This window comes from Acinetobacter sp. LipI_23 (assembly GCF_058243045.1).
The window spans coordinates 2,094,422-2,112,612 of the sequence record NZ_JBZAYJ010000001.1 but is presented as its reverse complement, the minus strand read 5'-3'; the positions used below and the strand labels follow the sequence as shown (position 1 = coordinate 2,112,612).

Genomic DNA, 18,191 nt, shown 5'->3' with positions numbered 1-18,191 from the left:
GATGCGCTTTTATTTTTTCTACCTTATGTTCCAAATACGTCACGCCAACGTAGTAGCCAAGTCTCGATGGCTTTCATGATGCTATCACTGAATTTTCCGAGCACGGCTAAAAGAATAATCGCTAAGATCACAATATCAGGACGTGAAGTTTCTCGGCCATCACTCAGTAAGTAGCCTATGCCTTGTGTCGCTGCAATGAGTTCTGCTGCAATCATAAACATCCATGCCAAACTTAAACTGTTGCGCAGTCCCGTTAAGATCCCCGGAGATGCCGCAGGCAAAATAATCTGTTGCACTTGCTGCCAGTACTTCAGTCGATAGACTCGTGCGACTTCGATGAGCTTGCGATCAACCCCTTTAATCGCTGCGACAGTGTTGGTATAGGTCGGAAAAAATGCGCCAATCGCAATTAGGGTAATTTTCGATGCTTCATCAATTCCCAACCACAGTAAAAGTAGAGGAATCCACGCTAAGCTCGGGATGGATTTAATCGCTGAAAAACTGGGTTCTAAAAACGCTTCAACCTGTTTATTGAGTCCCACCAAAATCGCAAACATTAAAGCCAGAGCACTCCCAATAAGAAATCCTAAAAACACCCGCCATGTACTGGTCCAGACATGCATCCATAAATCTGCCTGCCATAAATCTAGAAAGGTTTGCCATAGACTACTGGGAGCAGGCAATAAATAAGGTTCAATAAAACCAGCACGGACTAGATATTCACAAGCAATCAGTAAGAGCGCTGGAAGGGTGATCGCTTTGAGAACACTCTTCAATTTCAACTGAAATGAGGAACTCTTTTTCACTACAATAGGGCTGAAAGAGCTCGCGACTGACTTGGTCATTATTTGCTTACAACCTTTTGTGCATATTGTGGTTTAAACAACTGAGTCACGACTTGATTAACATTGGTGCCTTTACGAACTAAGTTTTCTTCATTCAAAATACCGCCAGACTTTTGTAATGCGACAATCTGTTTGGCTGACGGAATGTTTTGATCAAAGTTGGTACGGCTTAATTGTAATTTTGCGACATTCAACGGAAGTTTGGACTCGCGTGCCAATAACTCCGCCAGTTTCTCTGGATTGGCTTTTGCCCATTTACGTGCTTGCTCATAAGCTTTAATCACTGCTTCAATGGCTTCGGGACTTTGCTGAGTAAAAGACTCTTTGACACTGAGTACGCTATAACTGTTAAACCCAATATTTCGATACAGCAGTTTTGCGCCAGATTGCACTTGTGCGGATGCCATCAAGGGATCTAAGCCTGCCCAAGCATCGACTTGACCACGTTCTAAAGCTGTTTTGCCATCTGGATGTTGTAAATGAACCAGTTGAACATCACGTTTATTTAGACCCACTGTATCCAGCGCTTGTAAGGTAAACAGAAAAGGGTCTGTGCCTTTGGTCGCGGCAATTTTCTTTCCTTTTAAGTCTTTTAAACTTTTAATTTGGGAGTTTTTAGCAACCACCAAAGCGGTCCATTCGGGTTGGCTTTGGATATAAACGGTGTTTATCGGACTGCCGTTGGCACGACTGAGTACGGCTGCAAGTCCTGCGGTTGAAGCAAAATCGACACTGCCGCTATTTAAATATTCCAACGAGCGGTTACTTCCTTGGCTAAATACCCATTTAATTTCAGTTTTAGGTAAGGCCTTTTCTAAGAGCTTTTGTTCTTTGACTACGAGGCTGGTTGGTGCGTAGTAGGCATAATCAAGTTTGAGCGTGTTTGGAATAGCGGCATTGGCATAAGAACCGATCAGACTTAAAATCAGTGAAGTGCTCAGTAGTTTAAAGTTTTTCATGTTGTATCATTTAAATAAGTTCATTTGTGGGTTCTTTTAACCTTATGGATGCGAAAAATAAAAAAAGAAAAATGGATAACAAAATATTAGACCTCTTGCGAAAGTATCGTTTTGCCTAATTTTTGAATTGGCTAAAACCTTATTAAATGTAGCTTTAGGCTGTTTAAATTTTGACTAACGCAATAGGTCTATTTATTAGGACAAAATGTATGGTATTTTCAAAAAGATGTAGAAAATCATAGCGAAAGATATGATGATTTTAAAAAATTTATATCAAATAAATTAAGTATTCCTTTTAATAATATTTCGATAGTGGGCAGTGCTAAGACAAAATTTAGTTTTTCACCTAAAAAAAACTTTAAAGAGTTTGGTGTGGATTCGGATTTAGATTTAATTATAGTGTCAAAATATTATTATAAGAAAATTTGGTCGGCTTATAGGAAAATCTCACAAGAAAGTTATTTGCAAAATTTTAATACCAAGACAGGGAATATATTTAACGGTTTTATTGGGATAAAAGACTCAGATAATACTTATGGAAATCAAGATTTAATTGACTGGCAACAATTAGTTCGGACATTTAAAGCTGAATTGCAATTAAGATTTTATATAAATCATGAGCTTAATTACAGAATTTATGCGGATTGGGAGTCAGTGCAAGACTATCACATGCGTGGTATTAATAAGTTAAAAGAAGGAATAGTTAAAAGTGAAATTAATTGATTAGATCTCCTGCGAAAGTCATTATTGCAAGTTTATCCGGTTTACGAGTGCAGCAATTAAGTTAATGCGTAAACCGAATCTTTTCCGTCTATTTCGATAGCGTTCACTTAATATTCTAAATGTTTTCAATTGACTATTAATGTGTTCGATCACAACTCGTATTTTTCCAATCATTTTATTGTACCTTTTCTCAACATCAAATAAGGGTAAATTCTTCTTTTTCTTTATTGGCATCAATAATTTAAAGCCATCTTGCTCTAATCCGTAGTACCCTAAATCGGTCATAACATATTCACAATGTTTGAATTTCTTAACCGTTTTTCTTGCCAATTTAATATCATGCTGACTGCCATTCGATATATCTAGCCCTATGATTTGTTTGCTGTTCGGATGATAGATCACTTGTGCTTTTAGCGTATGTTTCTTCTTTTTACCACTGTAGAACTTACTCTGATTTTTTTTTCGGACGTTCTATTGAACATTCTGTCGCATCAATAATGACCCAGTTAAAGTGTTCGTCTGCTGTGGTAATGCTTCGTTTTGGCAGAGTAAAACGTCTTGATTTCATCAATGCATCTTCAACCTTTTTAATGGTTCGATTCACATTACTTTCAGCGATATGGTAATTTGCCGCTAATTCCAGTTGAGTGCTGTAGTTCCGTAAGTAATTGAGAGTTAATAACAACTGATCCTCTATATCTAAAGTATGAGGACGACCTGATTTCTTTTTGAGTGATTCTGCTTTTTCTAAAACCTCTACCATTTCAGTAAAAACTTGTCGAGGTACGCCAACCAAGCGTTTGAATTCAGAATCTGAAAAACGATTTAATTTCTGATATCTCATGAAATTTATATTGAGGTGGTTTTTACTTTCGCAAGAGGTCTATTAAATTGAAATAAACGGATGGTCTTGGTTTAACTATCTGAATTTTAATAACTTGGTTGAGCTATGTGCAGTTTTTGGAGTATAGAATAACTTCCAAAAAGCATAGAATAATTTCTTCTTATATGAAAATTGCATAACTAAATCATTCATTTTGAATGTAAAAAAGCGACTGTAATAGTCGCTTTTTTAAGGGGGTTGCAAGCTTACATTGGATAGTCTTGTAAACTGTCAAACACTTCAACTTGCTCTAAAGCATCAGTTTCAAGTGCAAGACAAAGTGTCACAATTTTCTTTAGATCAGCTAAATATTGTTCATCTTTAAACGATGCACCTAACTGAAGGGCTTGAATACGGTCAGCGCTAATATCCAACGCTTGAGCAGCTTCAATCGCATTAACTTCATTAAAAAATGCAGTAACAGCATGATTTAATTCAAGGTCTGATGCATTGAGAATACCTTGACCCAGTTGCTCTTCAAATTGTGGGGTAGGAGACTGCAAAGCTTGAGTAAAGTTTTGCACCAGACGTTGATCGAGAACATCAATCATTTTAAGCATGTCATAACCTTTAAAAGAAATAAGGTGATTAAACAGGGGGAGTACAGCCGAAAATAAGCATTAAAAATGCTTTAAAAGTGGGTGAAAAGTAATCTATTTTGGAATATTTTGCAAATAGATTCCGATAAATGAAAGATGGATTTGTTAAGTGAATGAAAAGCTTAAATTTATTAAATCGAGTGCCTGTTTACATTTTACACTATTGTTCCAATGGACTCGGATCGATCAAAAAGAAGTATTCAATGTGAAATATTGTGGAGTTTTAATCAAAAAGTTCTTTTATTTTTATTTAAGATGTTGAATTATAATAATTTATTAATATTATCGTTGCAATGGTCTTTATTTTACGCATCACTGATGCGAACTCAAAACATTGTGGAATTGCAATTTATAAGGACATGCTAAAGCAACATGAGGTATATCACCTTGCTTTAGCTGTCTTTAGCTGTCTTTGTTTGATGTGGAGAATGATGAACGTTTAAGCCACTAGTTAAAGTGTTTTTGCCTCAGTTGTTCTAGACGGAGTTGATATTGCTGCTGCCATGCACTTTCAGCTAAGTTTTGTTTTTGCTGGTTCATTTCTTGGTTGAGAGCAGCAAGCTCAGATTGATAACTGGCGATCTGTTGTTGTTGTCGAGCGACTTGTTGTTCGCGTTCAGCTAACTGCGCTGCTTCTTTGCCTGAAAAGTAGCTGTTACGAATTTGTTGGGTAATTTCTTGTTGCTGCATTGGGTCGGTGACGCCAATTAAAGCCAATTTAAGGGCTTTATCGTAACTACCACTTTGACCATCAATATTTTTGCTCGGGTTTTTGTATTTTTGCTGTAATTGCGCAAGTTCACTCAGTCGTTGTTGTAAGGTCATGTGCGGTGCGCGGCTCAAGAGCTCACCATAAGCAAACTGATAGCTGGCAAATTCTTTTTCTTCAGCAAAGCCGAGTTGTGTTTCTTGCTTACCTAAAGTCTGTTCACGTAAGTTCCAAATCTCCTGATAACGCTGTTGTGGTGTCATTTGTGTGGACATGGTTTTAGCTTGCATTTCTTTTTCGTACAGTGGTAGGCGTTCTATCAATTGTTTTAAAGTCTGGGCAAGCTGCTGATCTGGATATTCGGCCAAAACCTGTTTTAATAAAGCCTGACAGTTAGTATCGGGGCAGTTTTGTTGTAACTGGTTTAATAATTGTGTGATATTGCCCGGATTTTTTTGAAAATGTTGAATCATTTTTTGGATGGATTCTTGTTGCTGTTGTTGCTGCATTTTTGACTCGTCATTGTTTGCAGCAGCAAGCTTCTCTTGCAAACTGCTGGGTTGAGCAGTCTCCGTAAGGGACGGTGAGGATGCCTGAGTTTGACCCGATGTGGCATATGATGAGCCAAGGCCCAACCATATCACCACACCGATCACCAATACACTCAGCACCAAAGCGATAAGCCCAAAGCGCTTCATTATTCTTCCTTATGGGTTGTATTGGAATTGACTCATTACTGGGAAGTGGTCAGATAAGTCCCAAGTCATAAATACGGGGTCGGCAGCCGAGCGAAGAATGCGGACATCATTACGTGCTTGCATAGGCTGACGGTGGTTATTGGATGACACCACGTAGTCTAAATACTCTACGGTAGAGCCACCCGTAAGTCCTGCACCTGCGAGTTTATTCACTCGTGGATCGAAGTTCGATGCGGTATATCCTGTGCTGACTGGTACTGTACCATTCAAGTTAATTTGCATTTGAGCATAATCTTGTGGCCACAGGAGTTTGTTGACATTAAAGTCACCGCCCATGAGCACTGCATCAAATGATGGAATATTTTGCTTATCGACCAAAGCGCGGATTTGCTTAAATTTTTGCTGGCGCATATCACGTGCCGCGTCGGTATCAAACGATGCGGTATGCGTGGAGGTCACATGATAGGCTTTGCCATTCTTGAGAATTTCAGCATAAATCACGCCTTTATCGGCAAAACAGTCAATCCCCGTACAGCTCGGGTAAATAAAATGATCTGTTTTTACAATTGGATGGCGACTTGCAACCAATATGCCGCTGTCATAGATATTGAAACCTGAACCGATTGGAATATAAGTTTGGTACGGATATTCCTGTGCTAATTTGGCCAACATGGCAGTACGACCAGAAGCAAAGGTTTCTTGGAATAAGATCGCGTCGTAGCCTTTTAGGTTTTGCGGCAGTTGTTCTAAACGCGAATCAATTTTACTTGCCACTAAAGGAAGAGCATAAATATTGTAGGTTAAAACTTTAAACTCATCGGCACTGCTGACAACGGGTTCTGGCACGGTATTTTGATGGATAGTGTAGTGGAAGTCGTCATAACCACCAGTGTATTCAGCTTTAAAAGCAGTCTGCGCTGCTTTTCCTGCATAATTGGTGTTGAAGCGCTGAATGTTACGATCGTTAAACCATGGTGCAGAGAAATCACTGCCAGATGCAGAGTGTTTAATATCACTGCCAGACTAAGTGCCAGTCATAGATTGCTTCAGGGTGACACTGGAACCACCGCCTGTAATCACGGTATCAAAATTATAAGTTTGACCTGACTTTACCCCAGTATAACGGTTAAAACGCAGTACACGTTTGGTTTCATAAGGTGCAATTTGGGTGGCTTCTTGAGCCCATTGACTCCCCTGAGTTAAGGTGCGTGTACCATGATGATTAATATTGACGGATACCGTTTCTGGGGTGGTATTGGTCACATAAATGTATGAGTCTGCTATCACTTGCTGACTGCACAGCAATAATGATAACCATCCGATGTTTTTCATTAAGTTTTTATTTAATTGGGTGCTCATGTGTTCCCTCCATGATGTTTTTATTCAATATTGTGTAAAACAATATGACGAGATCACTATGGCAGGTAATTTTTTTAAGTCAGTGACAAAGTGCGACAGCACCCTGATTTTCCGATGAATGAGCATCAAAAATTCAATTTAATTTATAAGCTCTGTTGACATTTCATTTTGCAAATCAAAACCCAAGCCTGAACAGTTGGATGATAAGGTTTGACTTGAACGAGAAAATTTTATGGGTTGGTTATTTATTATGTGGAAAGAGCATGAGCGTCTCATTGCCACCTATATCAATCGGTCTAGGTTAAGCGTCCTTATTTTGACGATAGGCGCCAGGACTGACGCCTGTCCACTTTTTAAAAGCTCGATGGAAAGCACTCGGATCATGAAAATTGAGTTCAGTACTAATGTCTTGTAATGATACTTGGCTGTTACTGAGCAGCTCAATCGCCATATCACGGCGTATATCATTTTTGAGCTGTTGATAACTGAAACCTTCACTTTTCAGTCGACGCTGAATTGTTGCCTCAGACATATTGAAATGATGGGCAATTTCAGACAGTTCAAGCCACTGTATCGGGTGTTCTTGCATTAAATAGCGACGAATTTGGGCACTGGTTGAATGTGGGTTTTTATAACGGGTCAGTAAAATATGTGGGGTTTGTTGAATAAATTGATACCACGATTTACTGTCCTGTTTTATGGGCATTTTTAAATAATTGGCATCAAACTGGATATAATTTTCAGCCATTTGATACTGGATATTTTCACAAAAACGAACTTTGTAGTCGATGTCATCTGTAGGTGCATCACATTTGAGTTGAATTTGATTCAAAATCACCCGTTGCCCCACTAGCCAACACATTAGGGCATGAATCAGCATGATGTAAGTTGCGTAACTAAACATGCGCTTGGGCTGTTGTCGTTCATAAATCACGATATAGGCATAATGCTCTTGCACCATGAGTTGACTGCTAAAGTCGTCTAGTACCAAATTCATAAACTGCAAAATATGCTGAATGGCTTGGTCGAGCTGGGTAGTGTGTAATAGTGATTTAGATAAAAACTGAAAACTGCCACGGCGCATAGCATGGCGATCCATTCCAAAAAACTCATCATTCATGACATTGGCCAGTTCAGTCCAGAGCTGTGCATATTGATTGACTGAGACCCGTGTTTTTGTCGCACTTAACAGTTCGCTATTGATGCCTGCATTTTTCAAAATATCAGCAACTGCATATCCCTGCTTTTCAGCTTCAACCAATGCTTCGTGTACCAAAGCAATTGAAATGGAGTCTTTCTGGGCGTTTGCATGTTCCGATGCAGTCATAGCGGCGTCCATATTTTTATTGTGCATTTTCAGCATTGTCCAAAACCATCATGGAAGATGCAATATTTGGAAATTGTACTCAAGTGCTTCTGTGTTTACATTTCTTCTTAAGTCGTAGCATTCAATCATACAAGGAAAAATAAATGAAGATTCAAGGGAAGGTTTTTGTCGTCACGGGTGGAGCATCGGGTTTGGGCGCAGCAACAGCACGTCATTTGATTGAACAAGGTGCGAAAGTCATTTTGGTGGATATGAACCAAGCTTTAGGTGAAGAGCTACAGCGTGAGTTGGGTGAAAATGCTCAATTTAAAAGCCTCGATGTTACTGATGAGCACGCTGTGCAAAGTTTCTTCCAAGAAGTCGAGGCTGAATATGGGCAATTGAATGGTTTGGTGAACTGTGCGGGTGTAGCACCTTCAGCCAAAGTGTTGGGTCGTGATGGTATTCATGAACTGGCGTTATTCCAAAAAGTATTAAACATCAATGTCTCAGGTACTTTTAATATGCTGCGTTTTGCTGCGCAGTTAATCGCGAAATATGAACTTCAAGCTGGTGAAGAAGAACGCGGAGTGATTGTGAATACAGCTTCGGTTGCAGCCTATGACGGACAAATTGGCCAGACCGCTTATGCAGCCTCTAAGGGTGCTATTGTCTCGATGACTTTACCGCTGGCACGCGAGCTAGCACGTGAAAAAATTCGAGTGATGACTATTGCTCCGGGCATTATGGAAACACCAATGTTGAAGGCGATGCCGCAAAATGTACAAGATGCGTTGGGTGAAATGGTGCCATTTCCGAAGCGTTTGGCAAAACCTGAAGAGTTTGCTCAGCTTGTGGGGCATATTTTTGAAAATAATTATTTGAATGGTGAAGTGATTCGTTTAGATGGCGCGATTCGTATGCAGCCTAAATAATCTATTTTGACTTGTGATCCTTGAGTTTATGACGAAGTCTTTGCGTCGATAAGTAATGGCTTCTTATAACCTTCGGTTCGACCTACTTTTCTTTCGAAAAAAGTAGGCAAAACCATCTCCATTCACAAAACCTGTTCTATTGAATTTACAGACTACTTTCTCGCAGAAACATTATCTTTTGAAAGGCTTTCAGGTTGCGAATGGGTCGCCGTGTATCAAATATTTATTAAATTTAATAACCTGAATAGAGAAGGGATACTCCATGCTTTTAAATGAAGAACAAAAAATGGTTCAGGATATGCTGCGTAGTTATTCGCAGGAAAAACTGAAACCAACTGCAGCTGAACGTGACAAAACGGCACAGTTTCCTGCGCAAGAACTTAAAGAGCTGGGTGAGTTAGGTGCTTTGGGTATGACTGTTTCACCTGAATGGGGTGGTGCAGGCTTAGATTATATTTCACTGGTGGTAGCACTTGAGGAAATTGCAGCAGGTGATGGTGCGATTTCGACCATTGTCAGTGTGCAAAACTCACTGCCGTGCGGTATTACCCAGCGCTACGGAACTGATGCACAAAAGCAGAAATATTTAAGCAAGTTTGCCACAGGTGAGTGGTTGGGTTGTTTTTGTCTCACTGAACCACAAGCAGGCTCAGATGCAGGTGCGTTGGAGTGCAAGGCCGTTCGTGAGGGCGATGAGTGGGTGCTGAATGGAACCAAACAATTCATTACCACAGGTAAGCATGCTCAAGTCGCTTTGGTTTTTGCAGTCACAGACAAAGCTGCGGGGAAGAAAGGTATTTCTTGCTTTTTAGTCCCAACCGATACCGAAGGCTATATTGTCTCTCGTATAGAAGAAAAGATGGGGCAGCACTGTTCGGATACGGCAACCATTGTTTTGGAGAACTGCCGCATTCCGGCAGATCATTTGCTAGGCGCGGAAGGTGAGGGCTATAAAATTGCACTTTCAAATTTGGAGTCGGGACGTATTGGTATTGCAGCGCAATCAGTCGGTATGGCGCGTGCCGCTTTAGATGCAGCAGTTGAATATGCCAATGACCGCAAAGCCTTCGGTGTTGAAATTGTGCAACATCAGGCTGTTGCTTTTCGTTTAGCCGATATGGCGACGCAAATTGAAGCAGCACGTCAGTTAATTCTCCATGCAGCCGCTTTGAAGGATGCAGGTTTGCCATGTTTAAAAGAAGCCTCTATGGCCAAACTGTTTGCCTCAACCATGGCAGAGCGTGTTTGTTCTGATGCGATTCAAATTCATGGTGGCTATGGCTATGTTTCAGATTTTCCTGTTGAGCGAATTTATCGCGACGTCCGTGTGAGCCAGATTTATGAAGGGGCGTCTGATATCCAGCGTCTTGTCATTGCACGTGAAGTCACCAAGGTTTAAGTCTACTCAGTTTTAGACCTTGGTCGATGTTCAAAGCCTGCACTTTCATTGAGGGATTTGGAAATTGTAGGTGCATTTAAAACATGGTTATCTAGGTACAGCGGTTAATTACAGTCATTAAATAGAGCAACTGAACTGCTCGAGGTTTTCAAACAATATAGGACTGACAATCAGGTCAGTTCAATGCTTAAAACGATAAAGAACATGGACGGCCAAAGTGGATTTGGCCTTAAAAAATGGATAATGCGAGGTTGTCGTGATGAAGACATTAGAACAAGCCCATCAAGAATTTAACTATGAGCAACTGATTCAAGAACAATTGGTCGGCCAACCCAATGCAATCAATGCCTATATTGAGTGCTGTCAGCGCTATGTAGGGCAGAAAAAAACAGCACTCATTTGGGAAGGAAAAAATGGCGAGTCTGAGCAATGGAGTTTTGAACAGCTCGATGTTGCCTCAGCTCAGTTGGCAAATTATTTTAAAAGTAGTGGGATTCAAGTGGGTGACTGTATCGCAGGGCTGTTACCGCGTACGCCTGAGCTGTTGATTACGATTTTAGCCACATGGCGGATCGGTGCGATTTATCAGCCTTTGTTTACTGCTTTTGAGTCGAAGGCGATTGAACATCGAGTGTTAACTGCAAACACCAAATTGATTGTAACCAATGCAGAGCAACGTCCAAAGCTAAATCATGTTGAAGTCAAACATATCCTGACTGTGAATGCAGGAACAAACTTAACTAGCAATGAAGCTGATTTTTGGCAGGAAGCAGAACAACATTCCGATCAATGTGAAGCTGTTTTACGTAGCTTTGATGATGATTTCCTGATGATGTTTACCTCAGGCACCACCGGTTTGGCGAAATCCGTGCCTGTTCCTTTAAAAGCAGTTTTGGCTTTTAAGGGCTATATGCAACATGCAGTCGATTTAAGAGAAGACGATTCATTTTGGAATTTAGCTGATCCGGGTTGGGCTTATGGGTTGTACTACGGTATTACAGGGCCGCTCAGCTTGGGACATAGCATCATTATGGATGAGCGTGCATTTAGCGTCGATCATGCGGTTGAAGTCATTAAAAAGTATCGCGTCAGTAATTTAACGGGTTCGCCTACAGCTTTTCGGATGTTCTTTGGTTTTAAAGAAAAGTTTGATCCCACCATTAAAACCCACTTGCGCGCCGTCAGTAGTGCGGGTGAGCCTTTGACCCCAGAAGTGATTCATTGGTTCAATAATGATCTGAACGTCAACATTTATGACCAATATGGACAAACTGAGTTGGGCATGGTGATTGCCAACCATCATGCATTGGAGCATGAGAAAAAAGTTGGGTCGGCAGGCTTTGCCAACCCAGGACATCGCTTTGCTGTACTTGATGCGAACTACCAAGAAGTGAAGTACGGTGAAATAGGAACGTTGGCGATAGACTTTAGCCAGTCACCACTAACATGGTTTAAAGGCTATGGTGGTAATAACCGTAAATCCTTTGTGGGACAGTATTATTTAACTGGTGATACGGTCAAGCTGAATGAAATTGGCGGTATCGACTTTGTAGGTCGTGCTGACGATGTCATTACAACGTCAGGCTATCGCGTCGGGCCTTTTGATGTCGAAAGTACCTTACTTGAGTGTGCGGAAGTACTCGAGTCAGCTGTGATTGGTAAGCCTGATCCAGAGCGTACGGAAGTGGTGAAAGCTTTTGTGGTGCTGAAACCACAGTACCAAGCATCTAAGGAATTGGATAGCAAACTTCAAGCCTATGTGCGCTCACGTTTATCTAAACATGCGTATCCGAAAGAAATAGAGTTTGTTGAAAGTTTGCCAAAAACGTCGAGTGGAAAAATTCAACGTAATTTGCTGAAACAGCAGGAAGTGGCGAAAGTACAAAGCATAATTTAACTACGTCTTTGATGTTTTAAATCTTATATGATTTTGCACCCGAAAGGGTGCTTTTGTTATGGGTTAAGATATAATTACTGCCTTGTATTTTATATATTTTATATAGGTAATGTTTAAATGGATTGGCTGACTTTTATTTCTAATATAGTAAGTTCACTCGCATGGCCTTTAATATTAATAGTAGTTTTTATTTCTTACAAACATGAAATTATTTCGTTAGTACAATCGATCAAAAATTTTAAGGCTGGTGAGTTTCTAGAAATAGAATTTGAAAGAAAGGTTGATCAATTAAGTAATTCTGAAAACAATCCAGATACTAAATTAAGTATTGAGGAACTCAAAGAAATAGAAATGTCCCCAAGAGATGTCGTTCAGACTTCTTGGCTGAAAGTTGATCAGGCTCTAGTGGAGCTGGCTAAAAGTAAAAATATTTTAATAGGATCAACGGTTCCTAGATATACGATTAATAAGTTGAGAGAAGAAAAGTTAATTTCTAATGAAGATGCAATAGCCATTCATGAGTTGAAAAAGTTAAGAAATACATCTGCACATACAATTGATTTTTCACCACAAATTTCATCTATTGTAGAATATAAAACTATGGCTGATAATCTGTGTGAGAAGATAAAGAATAATATTATTCGCTGAAAACCTTTTTCATAACTTATTGTAGTTTCATGGGTATAATTCGCCATCAACATTTTCTTTAGCAAAAGGCTGAATCATGGACGAGTTAGATGAAAGTCTAGAACTCAGTAATGCTGAAATGCACCTCTATAGTCGTCAGATTTTATTGGACGGTTGGGATATAGAGGCACAAGAAAAACTCAAGTTGGCCAACGTACTCATTGTCGGCTGTGGCGGCATTGGTTGTATGACTGCGGAGTTATTGGCACGTGCTGGCGTAGGGCAAATCACCCTGATTGATGCTGATACGATCGAAGTGAGTAATCTCCAAAGACAGATTGCCTATGTAGAAAATAATGTCGGTTTTTATAAAGCGGAGGTTTTGGCCCAGCGTTTAAAGCAGATCAATCCCTACATCAAAGTCCATGCGCATGCTGTAAAACTTGATACAGCCAATGCAGCTAGTTTAATTGCAGGCCAAGACTTAGTCCTGGATGGTTGTGATAATTTTACGACACGGTATTTGGTCAATAAGCAGTGTAAAGTGGCCAATATTCCACTCATCAGTGCATCGGCCATTGGTTTTCAAGGGCAACTGTTTATGGTGGAAGGTGAGTCCGCTTGCTATGAATGCTTGTTCCCGAAAGAAGAACAAGCGAATGAAAGCCTACGCTGTGCAGATTCGGGCGTTCTCGCCACCACGCCAAACGTGATGGCCAGCCTTCAAGCGCATCATGCACTCTTATATTTGGGTTTAAATGTAACCGCACTCAAACAACGCCTGTTGCTTTGGGATGGTCTAAGTATGAAACAACGTTTACTTGCTTTCGAAAAAGATACAGATTGTCCCGTTTGTCAGGCAAGATAAGCCTACAATTTTTTCATTCTTTGATACACTCACTACAATTTATTTTTGACCGATATTATGAAGAACAATATCTTTTTAGATGGACTGCGTTCTGTTGCCCGTGTTGGGGAAACAGCAGTCATTGCAGCGCGTGCAGGTATTAAGTACGCAACTGAAAAACCAAGTAACGCCAAACTGATGCGTGAAACCTTCGAGTCTCTGGGTTCAACCTATATCAAGTTGGGTCAGTTTATTGCGAGTACACCTTCACTTTTTCCACGTGAATATGTTGAAGAGTTTCAAGGCTGTTTAGACCAAACTCCATCTTTACCGTTTAGTTATGTACAAGGGGTTTTGGCGTCTGAGTTTGAAGGCCGAAACCTGTCTGAGATTTTTGCATCGATTGATGAAACACCGTTAGCTTCAGCGTCTATTGCCCAAGTCCATGCTGCAAAGCTGGTGACGGGCGAAGATGTAGTGATTAAAGTACAAAAGCCGGGTGTAGAAACAATTCTCTATACCGACTTAAATGTTCTGCACTGGGCAACCAAGGTTTTAGAAAAAGCAGTGCCTAAAGTCAAATTTGCATCGCTTGCAGACATTGTGGAAGAAATTAAAACCCGCATGGTTCGTGAAGTCGATTTCATTGAAGAAGCCAGTAATCTGGATGACTTTGTGAACTATCTCAATATCACGCAAAACCATAAGGCGATGGCACCTAAGGTCTATCATCAATATTCGACTCGCCGTGTGCTCACCATGCAGCGTCTTTACGGTGTGCCATTAACTGATTTTGAAGTGGTTAAAAAGCGCTGTAAAGATCCTTCACAAGTCCTGATAACTGCCATGAATACATGGTTTGGTAGTCTAATGATGTGTAATAGCTTCCATGCTGACTTACATGCTGGAAACCTGATGCTGCTTGATGATGGTCGTGTGGGTTTTATTGATTTCGGCATTGTGGGACAGTTGAAACCTGAAGTATGGACAGCTTGTATCGCCTTTATGGATGCCTTACAAAAAACGGATTATCCACTCATGGCGGAAAACATGCTGAAAATGGGCATGACCGCAGTGAAGATTGATACGCAAGTGTTGGCTGCAGATCTTGAGCGTTTATTTAGTGGTGTGTTGTTGGCAGATCCGCAAGAATTGCTGAGTTCAAACCCAGCAGATTTAAATGACATCATGATGGATATGGTTGCAGTAGGCGAGCGTCACGGTATTCGCTTCCCGCGTGATTTTGCCTTGTTATTTAAACAGATGCTGTATTTCGATCGTTTCATGCGCATCCTTGCACCGTATACCGACATCTATGCTGACCAGCGTTTGCAAATGGTGCAAACTATGGATCCAAATGTGTTGTTAAAAAACTAAGTTCTTTTGAAGCACATTCACCAAAAGAACCTTTCAATCCTTCTTTTGAAAGGAGGGACTGAAAAACGCTTTCCTGTTTAAGCGGTGAGAAACATGGTTTCGCAAGGCAGGGATTAAAAGTCAAAATCTGTTAAAGGTAATAATGTGGACGCAATTATCATTGAAGGCTTAAAAGTTGAAACAGTGGTTGGCTGTTTTAACTGGGAACGTCAGATTATTCAGCCTTTAATGTTGGATATGATTATTCAAACAGATTTGGAACAAGCTTCAAACTCAGATGACTTAGACCATACCTTAAATTATGCTGAAATTTGTGAAATTGCAGCAAAGGTCATTCAAGACGCCAAGCCTGAACTGATTGAACATGCGGCAAAATTGGTCATCAATGCACTTTTTTCTACCTTTCATGCGATTGAATCGATTAATATTACCATCCGTAAGCCTGCCATTATCGCGCAAGCAAATTCTGTAGGAATTCGTCTTGAACGCCACCGAAACGATTTTCGCCCTAGCTCTGGCGAGTAATAATAATCCAAAGCAACATTTTTTATATGCCTCTAAGCAACTTGCTAAAATTGGGCAACTGCAATTTTCGAACATTTATTTAATTCCATGCCGTGATGGAGTTGGGGCAGATTATTGGAATGCAGCGTGTTTGCTTAAATCATCTTTGTCTGTTGGCGATATTTCGGTATTGCTGAAAAATATGGAAGCAGCATCTGGGCGTGTCCGTCCATCACATCAGATTTCACTGGATGTCGATTTGATTGCATGGGGTGAAAACTTAGAACATATGCAGTTCAATCCCAAAAAATTGCCTTTGGCTCTAGATGTTAAAATTCCAATGTTCGATGTGTGGAAGGATAATGCATTTCAACATCAAGCGCATGTATTTCCAACGGTGAGCTGCTTGGAAGCCAAGTAACATATCGGGTGGTGTTTTAAAAAGTATGCTGACATTAAATGAAGCCATTATTGATGTAAAAGAAGGTTAAGTCGAAGGCTTTAAAATGGTTTTCAAGCTTTTTGGAGAAATTGCAACTTCTTCTAAAACCACGCCTTATTCGATGCCTTATTTTGCAATTATTACCTTCAATTCCTACAGTAAACAACTTACCAATACTTTGCTTGCAGTTTTTAAAAGCAGTGATGAAACTGTCCCAATGATCACTTGCAATTCGGGTGTAGTGAATACCTAATTGTTTAAGCTTTGTCTTCAACCTTTGGACTGTAGCTAAATCTCTCTTACCCCAAACATAAGCAACAATCTCACCTGTTTCTCGATGGTAGGCGTAAATAAGCCATTGTTTATTATTTTTATTTCCAACAAAAGTCCAGAATTCATCTACTTCGAGAGATTCATAATGACTTTGTTTAGGCTGAATTTGATAGGCCGATTCAGTTAAAGTCCGTAAGACTTTACCGATACTAATGCGCTCAACTTCAGCGATATCTCGTATACCGCTGCCTCTGACCATTAACTGTAATATTTTACGAGTAATGCCAGAATTACATCCTAGATAGCTCAGAGCATGGTCACCAATAAACTGACGTTTGCAGTCTTTGCATTGGTAGTTTTGTTTCCCATCTACTTTGATGCCATTTTTCTTTATACTGTCACTGAGGCAGGTTGGACATTTGATTTCTAGAGTTATTTGCATTTCTCTATTTTATCAAAATTCAACCTGCTTTTTTTTAGCATACTTTTTGATACACCACCACATATCGAAGTGTGATTGGCACTTGAACTGGCTTAATATGCTTATAAAATATAATTCGCAGCGAGCTATTTTCATGAAAATACAAATTTTGAGTGCTCTTTCTTTAGCAGTGTTTTTAGCGGGTTGTTATTCAACTCCGTCCAAAACGACAGCGACAACTGCTATGGATATAACGAGTGTATCTCAAACGACTGAAAAACAAGGGTTAAAACTAGCTGTTCAGGCCTATACCCAAGATCAATCAGATTATCAAACTCGCTTATATGACTTAAACCAAGACGGAATCGATGATGCCGTGGTGTTGTTAAGTGGGATGGAGTGGTGTGGTTCAGGTGGCTGTACGTTGTTGGTCTTTAAAGGTCTTGTAAATGGAAGTTTTCAACCGCATAGCAAAATGACTGTTTCATCTACCCCGATTTATGCTTTAAGTACCCAAACCCAAGGTTGGCGTGATTTATCGGTCTATACCCGAGGTTTAGGGCAAGTTGTACTGAAGTACAATGGGAAAAGCTATCCATCCAATCCATCACTAGCATCAAAATATACGGCGAATTTAAAGCAAGCGGGTAATACCTTATTACTGCCGATATCAGCGGAATAAGCGAATTAGAGTCAATAAAAAAGCAGTGGTTTTTCCACTGCTTTTTTATTGGGCTAAAGCATGTTTGTTTAAATAAAATAACTGGTCTTGGTCATGAGTTTGGAAATAGCCGTCATGGTAATTTTGACAGGAATCGGTAAATCGACTCCGCCAGCATTCAGTGCTGTATCACGATGGTGTAATTCATCTTCATTCATTTGCACAAGAATATTGCGTGAACGGTCATCTTGAGCAGGGAGTTGGCTGATGTGATGCTGTAAATGCAGGCTCACTTGGCGTTCAGTTTCTGCAACAAAACCTAAGCTATATTTATCGCCTGCAATGCCTGCGATTGCACCCATACCAAAGGATAAACCGTACCAAATTGGATTAAGCAGACTGGTATGGCTGTCTAGCTCTTTTAAGCGGTCTTCACACCATGCAAGATGGTCTTGTTCTTCAATTGCGGCTTGTTCCATTTCACGGCGTACATTCGGCAGTTTTGCCGTTAAAGCTTGCCCATGATAAAGCGCTTGCGCACACACTTCGCCACTATGGTTGACCCGCATTAAACCTGCAACATGACGCGCTTCACTCACTGCTAGTTGGGTTTCGACCGCCTTGCCTGGGTTTTCACGTTGAGCAGACGTTGTGCCCGGAACTAAGCTACGCAGGGCTTGATCAAAAGAATTGATAAATTTATCGATGCCAGTGTAATGACGCATAA

At 40.3% G+C, this 18,191-nt stretch carries 18 protein-coding genes and 1 pseudogene; 10 read left to right on the top strand and 9 right to left on the bottom strand.

The window, feature by feature from the left end; genetic code table 11:
• Positions 1 to 23 precede the first annotated feature (23 nt).
• Together AC4CVD_RS10385 and AC4CVD_RS10380 are read right to left on the bottom strand one after the other, a co-directional pair.
• Positions 24 to 845: an ABC transporter permease gene (locus tag AC4CVD_RS10385; protein WP_490753058.1), complete on the bottom strand. Its 822-nt coding sequence runs from the start codon at positions 843 to 845 to the stop codon at positions 24 to 26.
• Entirely contained in the window at positions 845 to 1,804 is a 960-nt protein-coding gene (locus tag AC4CVD_RS10380; protein WP_490753057.1) for an aliphatic sulfonate ABC transporter substrate-binding protein, read from the bottom strand. The genes AC4CVD_RS10385 and AC4CVD_RS10380 overlap by 1 nt, the downstream gene beginning before the upstream one ends.
• A gap of 312 nt (positions 1,805 to 2,116) precedes the next feature.
• On the opposite strand from AC4CVD_RS10380, the gene AC4CVD_RS10375 reads away from it, so the two are divergent.
• Positions 2,117 to 2,527, top strand: coding sequence for a hypothetical protein (locus tag AC4CVD_RS10375; protein ID WP_490753056.1), 411 nt, complete (start codon positions 2,117 to 2,119; stop codon positions 2,525 to 2,527).
• A gap of 21 nt (positions 2,528 to 2,548) precedes the next feature.
• Here the strand turns inward: AC4CVD_RS10375 and AC4CVD_RS10370 are convergent.
• The 5 genes and pseudogenes from AC4CVD_RS10370 to AC4CVD_RS10350 form a co-directional block, all read right to left on the bottom strand.
• A protein-coding gene (locus tag AC4CVD_RS10370) for an IS5 family transposase (protein ID WP_087554504.1) occupies positions 2,549 to 3,371 on the bottom strand; the annotation gives its coding sequence in 2 pieces (ribosomal slippage) (positions 2,549 to 2,989 and positions 2,991 to 3,371; 822 coding nt in all).
• 245 nt (positions 3,372 to 3,616) lie between these two features.
• Positions 3,617 to 3,970, bottom strand: coding sequence for a hypothetical protein (locus tag AC4CVD_RS10365; protein WP_026056476.1), 354 nt, complete (start codon positions 3,968 to 3,970; stop codon positions 3,617 to 3,619).
• A 486-nt stretch (positions 3,971 to 4,456) separates the two neighbouring features.
• Positions 4,457 to 5,416, bottom strand: coding sequence for a lipase secretion chaperone (locus AC4CVD_RS10360; protein ID WP_490753055.1), 960 nt, complete (start codon positions 5,414 to 5,416; stop codon positions 4,457 to 4,459).
• 9 nt (positions 5,417 to 5,425) lie between these two features.
• Positions 5,426 to 6,748, bottom strand: a pseudogene (locus tag AC4CVD_RS10355) (sphingomyelin phosphodiesterase).
• Positions 6,749 to 7,076: 328 nt separating this feature from the next.
• Complete coding sequence (locus AC4CVD_RS10350; RefSeq protein WP_490753054.1) at positions 7,077 to 8,102, bottom strand: AraC family transcriptional regulator; 1,026 nt, start codon at positions 8,100 to 8,102, stop codon at positions 7,077 to 7,079.
• Between the two features lie 143 nt (positions 8,103 to 8,245).
• Between AC4CVD_RS10350 and AC4CVD_RS10345 the strand changes: the two genes are divergently transcribed.
• From AC4CVD_RS10345 to AC4CVD_RS10310, 8 genes are all read left to right on the top strand, one after another.
• Complete coding sequence (locus AC4CVD_RS10345; protein ID WP_490753053.1) at positions 8,246 to 9,016, top strand: 3-hydroxyacyl-CoA dehydrogenase; 771 nt, start codon at positions 8,246 to 8,248, stop codon at positions 9,014 to 9,016.
• 262 nt (positions 9,017 to 9,278) lie between these two features.
• Positions 9,279 to 10,415, top strand: coding sequence for an acyl-CoA dehydrogenase family protein (locus AC4CVD_RS10340; protein ID WP_490753052.1), 1,137 nt, complete (start codon positions 9,279 to 9,281; stop codon positions 10,413 to 10,415).
• A gap of 259 nt (positions 10,416 to 10,674) precedes the next feature.
• Positions 10,675 to 12,312 (top strand): AMP-binding protein, encoded by a 1,638-nt coding sequence (locus AC4CVD_RS10335; protein ID WP_490753051.1) that lies wholly within the window; start codon positions 10,675 to 10,677, stop codon positions 12,310 to 12,312.
• Between the two features lie 117 nt (positions 12,313 to 12,429).
• On the top strand, positions 12,430 to 12,960 hold the full coding sequence (locus AC4CVD_RS10330; RefSeq protein WP_148825832.1) for a hypothetical protein: 531 nt from the start codon (positions 12,430 to 12,432) through the stop codon (positions 12,958 to 12,960).
• A 76-nt stretch (positions 12,961 to 13,036) separates the two neighbouring features.
• A complete protein-coding gene (locus AC4CVD_RS10325) occupies positions 13,037 to 13,807 on the top strand; it encodes a HesA/MoeB/ThiF family protein (protein ID WP_490753050.1) in 771 nt (256 codons plus the stop codon).
• Positions 13,808 to 13,864: 57 nt separating this feature from the next.
• Positions 13,865 to 15,163, top strand: coding sequence for an ABC1 kinase family protein (locus AC4CVD_RS10320; protein ID WP_218288336.1), 1,299 nt, complete (start codon positions 13,865 to 13,867; stop codon positions 15,161 to 15,163).
• A 144-nt stretch (positions 15,164 to 15,307) separates the two neighbouring features.
• On the top strand, positions 15,308 to 15,688 hold the full coding sequence (gene folB, locus AC4CVD_RS10315) for a dihydroneopterin aldolase (protein WP_010327015.1): 381 nt from the start codon (positions 15,308 to 15,310) through the stop codon (positions 15,686 to 15,688).
• Positions 15,645 to 16,088: a 2-amino-4-hydroxy-6-hydroxymethyldihydropteridine diphosphokinase gene (locus AC4CVD_RS10310; protein WP_125274746.1), complete on the top strand. Its 444-nt coding sequence runs from the start codon at positions 15,645 to 15,647 to the stop codon at positions 16,086 to 16,088. Before folB ends, AC4CVD_RS10310 begins: the two co-directional genes overlap by 44 nt.
• Before the next feature lie 34 nt (positions 16,089 to 16,122).
• On the opposite strand, the gene AC4CVD_RS10305 is transcribed toward AC4CVD_RS10310, so the two are convergent.
• Positions 16,123 to 16,824 (bottom strand): IS1 family transposase, encoded by a 702-nt coding sequence (locus AC4CVD_RS10305; protein WP_005005861.1) that lies wholly within the window; start codon positions 16,822 to 16,824, stop codon positions 16,123 to 16,125.
• A gap of 133 nt (positions 16,825 to 16,957) precedes the next feature.
• Between AC4CVD_RS10305 and AC4CVD_RS10300 the strand changes: the two genes are divergently transcribed.
• Positions 16,958 to 17,485 carry a COG3650 family protein gene (locus AC4CVD_RS10300; protein WP_227518555.1) on the top strand — a complete coding sequence of 176 codons (528 nt, stop codon included), beginning with the start codon at positions 16,958 to 16,960 and terminating at the stop codon, positions 17,483 to 17,485.
• Between the two features lie 68 nt (positions 17,486 to 17,553).
• On the opposite strand, the gene coq7 is transcribed toward AC4CVD_RS10300, so the two are convergent.
• Entirely contained in the window at positions 17,554 to 18,189 is a 636-nt protein-coding gene (coq7, locus tag AC4CVD_RS10295; RefSeq protein WP_004696505.1) for a 2-polyprenyl-3-methyl-6-methoxy-1,4-benzoquinone monooxygenase, read from the bottom strand.
• Positions 18,190 to 18,191 lie beyond the last annotated feature (2 nt).

Bases quoted from the DNA above. Each gene is read 5' to 3' on its own strand.
- AC4CVD_RS10335 (WP_490753051.1), top strand. From the start codon at position 10,675: ATGAAGACATTAGAACAAGCCCATCAAGAATTTAACTATGAGCAACTG.
- AC4CVD_RS10300 (WP_227518555.1), top strand. From the start codon at position 16,958: ATGAAAATACAAATTTTGAGTGCTCTTTCTTTAGCAGTGTTTTTAGCG.
- AC4CVD_RS10350 (WP_490753054.1), bottom strand. From the start codon at position 8,102: ATGACTGCATCGGAACATGCAAACGCCCAGAAAGACTCCATTTCAATT.
- AC4CVD_RS10325 (WP_490753050.1), top strand. From the start codon at position 13,037: ATGGACGAGTTAGATGAAAGTCTAGAACTCAGTAATGCTGAAATGCAC.
- AC4CVD_RS10345 (WP_490753053.1), top strand. From the start codon at position 8,246: ATGAAGATTCAAGGGAAGGTTTTTGTCGTCACGGGTGGAGCATCGGGT.
- AC4CVD_RS10340 (WP_490753052.1), top strand. From the start codon at position 9,279: ATGCTTTTAAATGAAGAACAAAAAATGGTTCAGGATATGCTGCGTAGT.
- AC4CVD_RS10360 (WP_490753055.1), bottom strand. From the start codon at position 5,416: ATGAAGCGCTTTGGGCTTATCGCTTTGGTGCTGAGTGTATTGGTGATC.
- AC4CVD_RS10380 (WP_490753057.1), bottom strand. From the start codon at position 1,804: ATGAAAAACTTTAAACTACTGAGCACTTCACTGATTTTAAGTCTGATC.
- AC4CVD_RS10320 (WP_218288336.1), top strand. From the start codon at position 13,865: ATGAAGAACAATATCTTTTTAGATGGACTGCGTTCTGTTGCCCGTGTT.
- AC4CVD_RS10330 (WP_148825832.1), top strand. From the start codon at position 12,430: ATGGATTGGCTGACTTTTATTTCTAATATAGTAAGTTCACTCGCATGG.
- AC4CVD_RS10385 (WP_490753058.1), bottom strand. From the start codon at position 845: ATGACCAAGTCAGTCGCGAGCTCTTTCAGCCCTATTGTAGTGAAAAAG.
- AC4CVD_RS10305 (WP_005005861.1), bottom strand. From the start codon at position 16,824: ATGCAAATAACTCTAGAAATCAAATGTCCAACCTGCCTCAGTGACAGT.
- AC4CVD_RS10365 (WP_026056476.1), bottom strand. From the start codon at position 3,970: ATGCTTAAAATGATTGATGTTCTCGATCAACGTCTGGTGCAAAACTTT.
- coq7 (WP_004696505.1), bottom strand. From the start codon at position 18,189: ATGCGTCATTACACTGGCATCGATAAATTTATCAATTCTTTTGATCAA.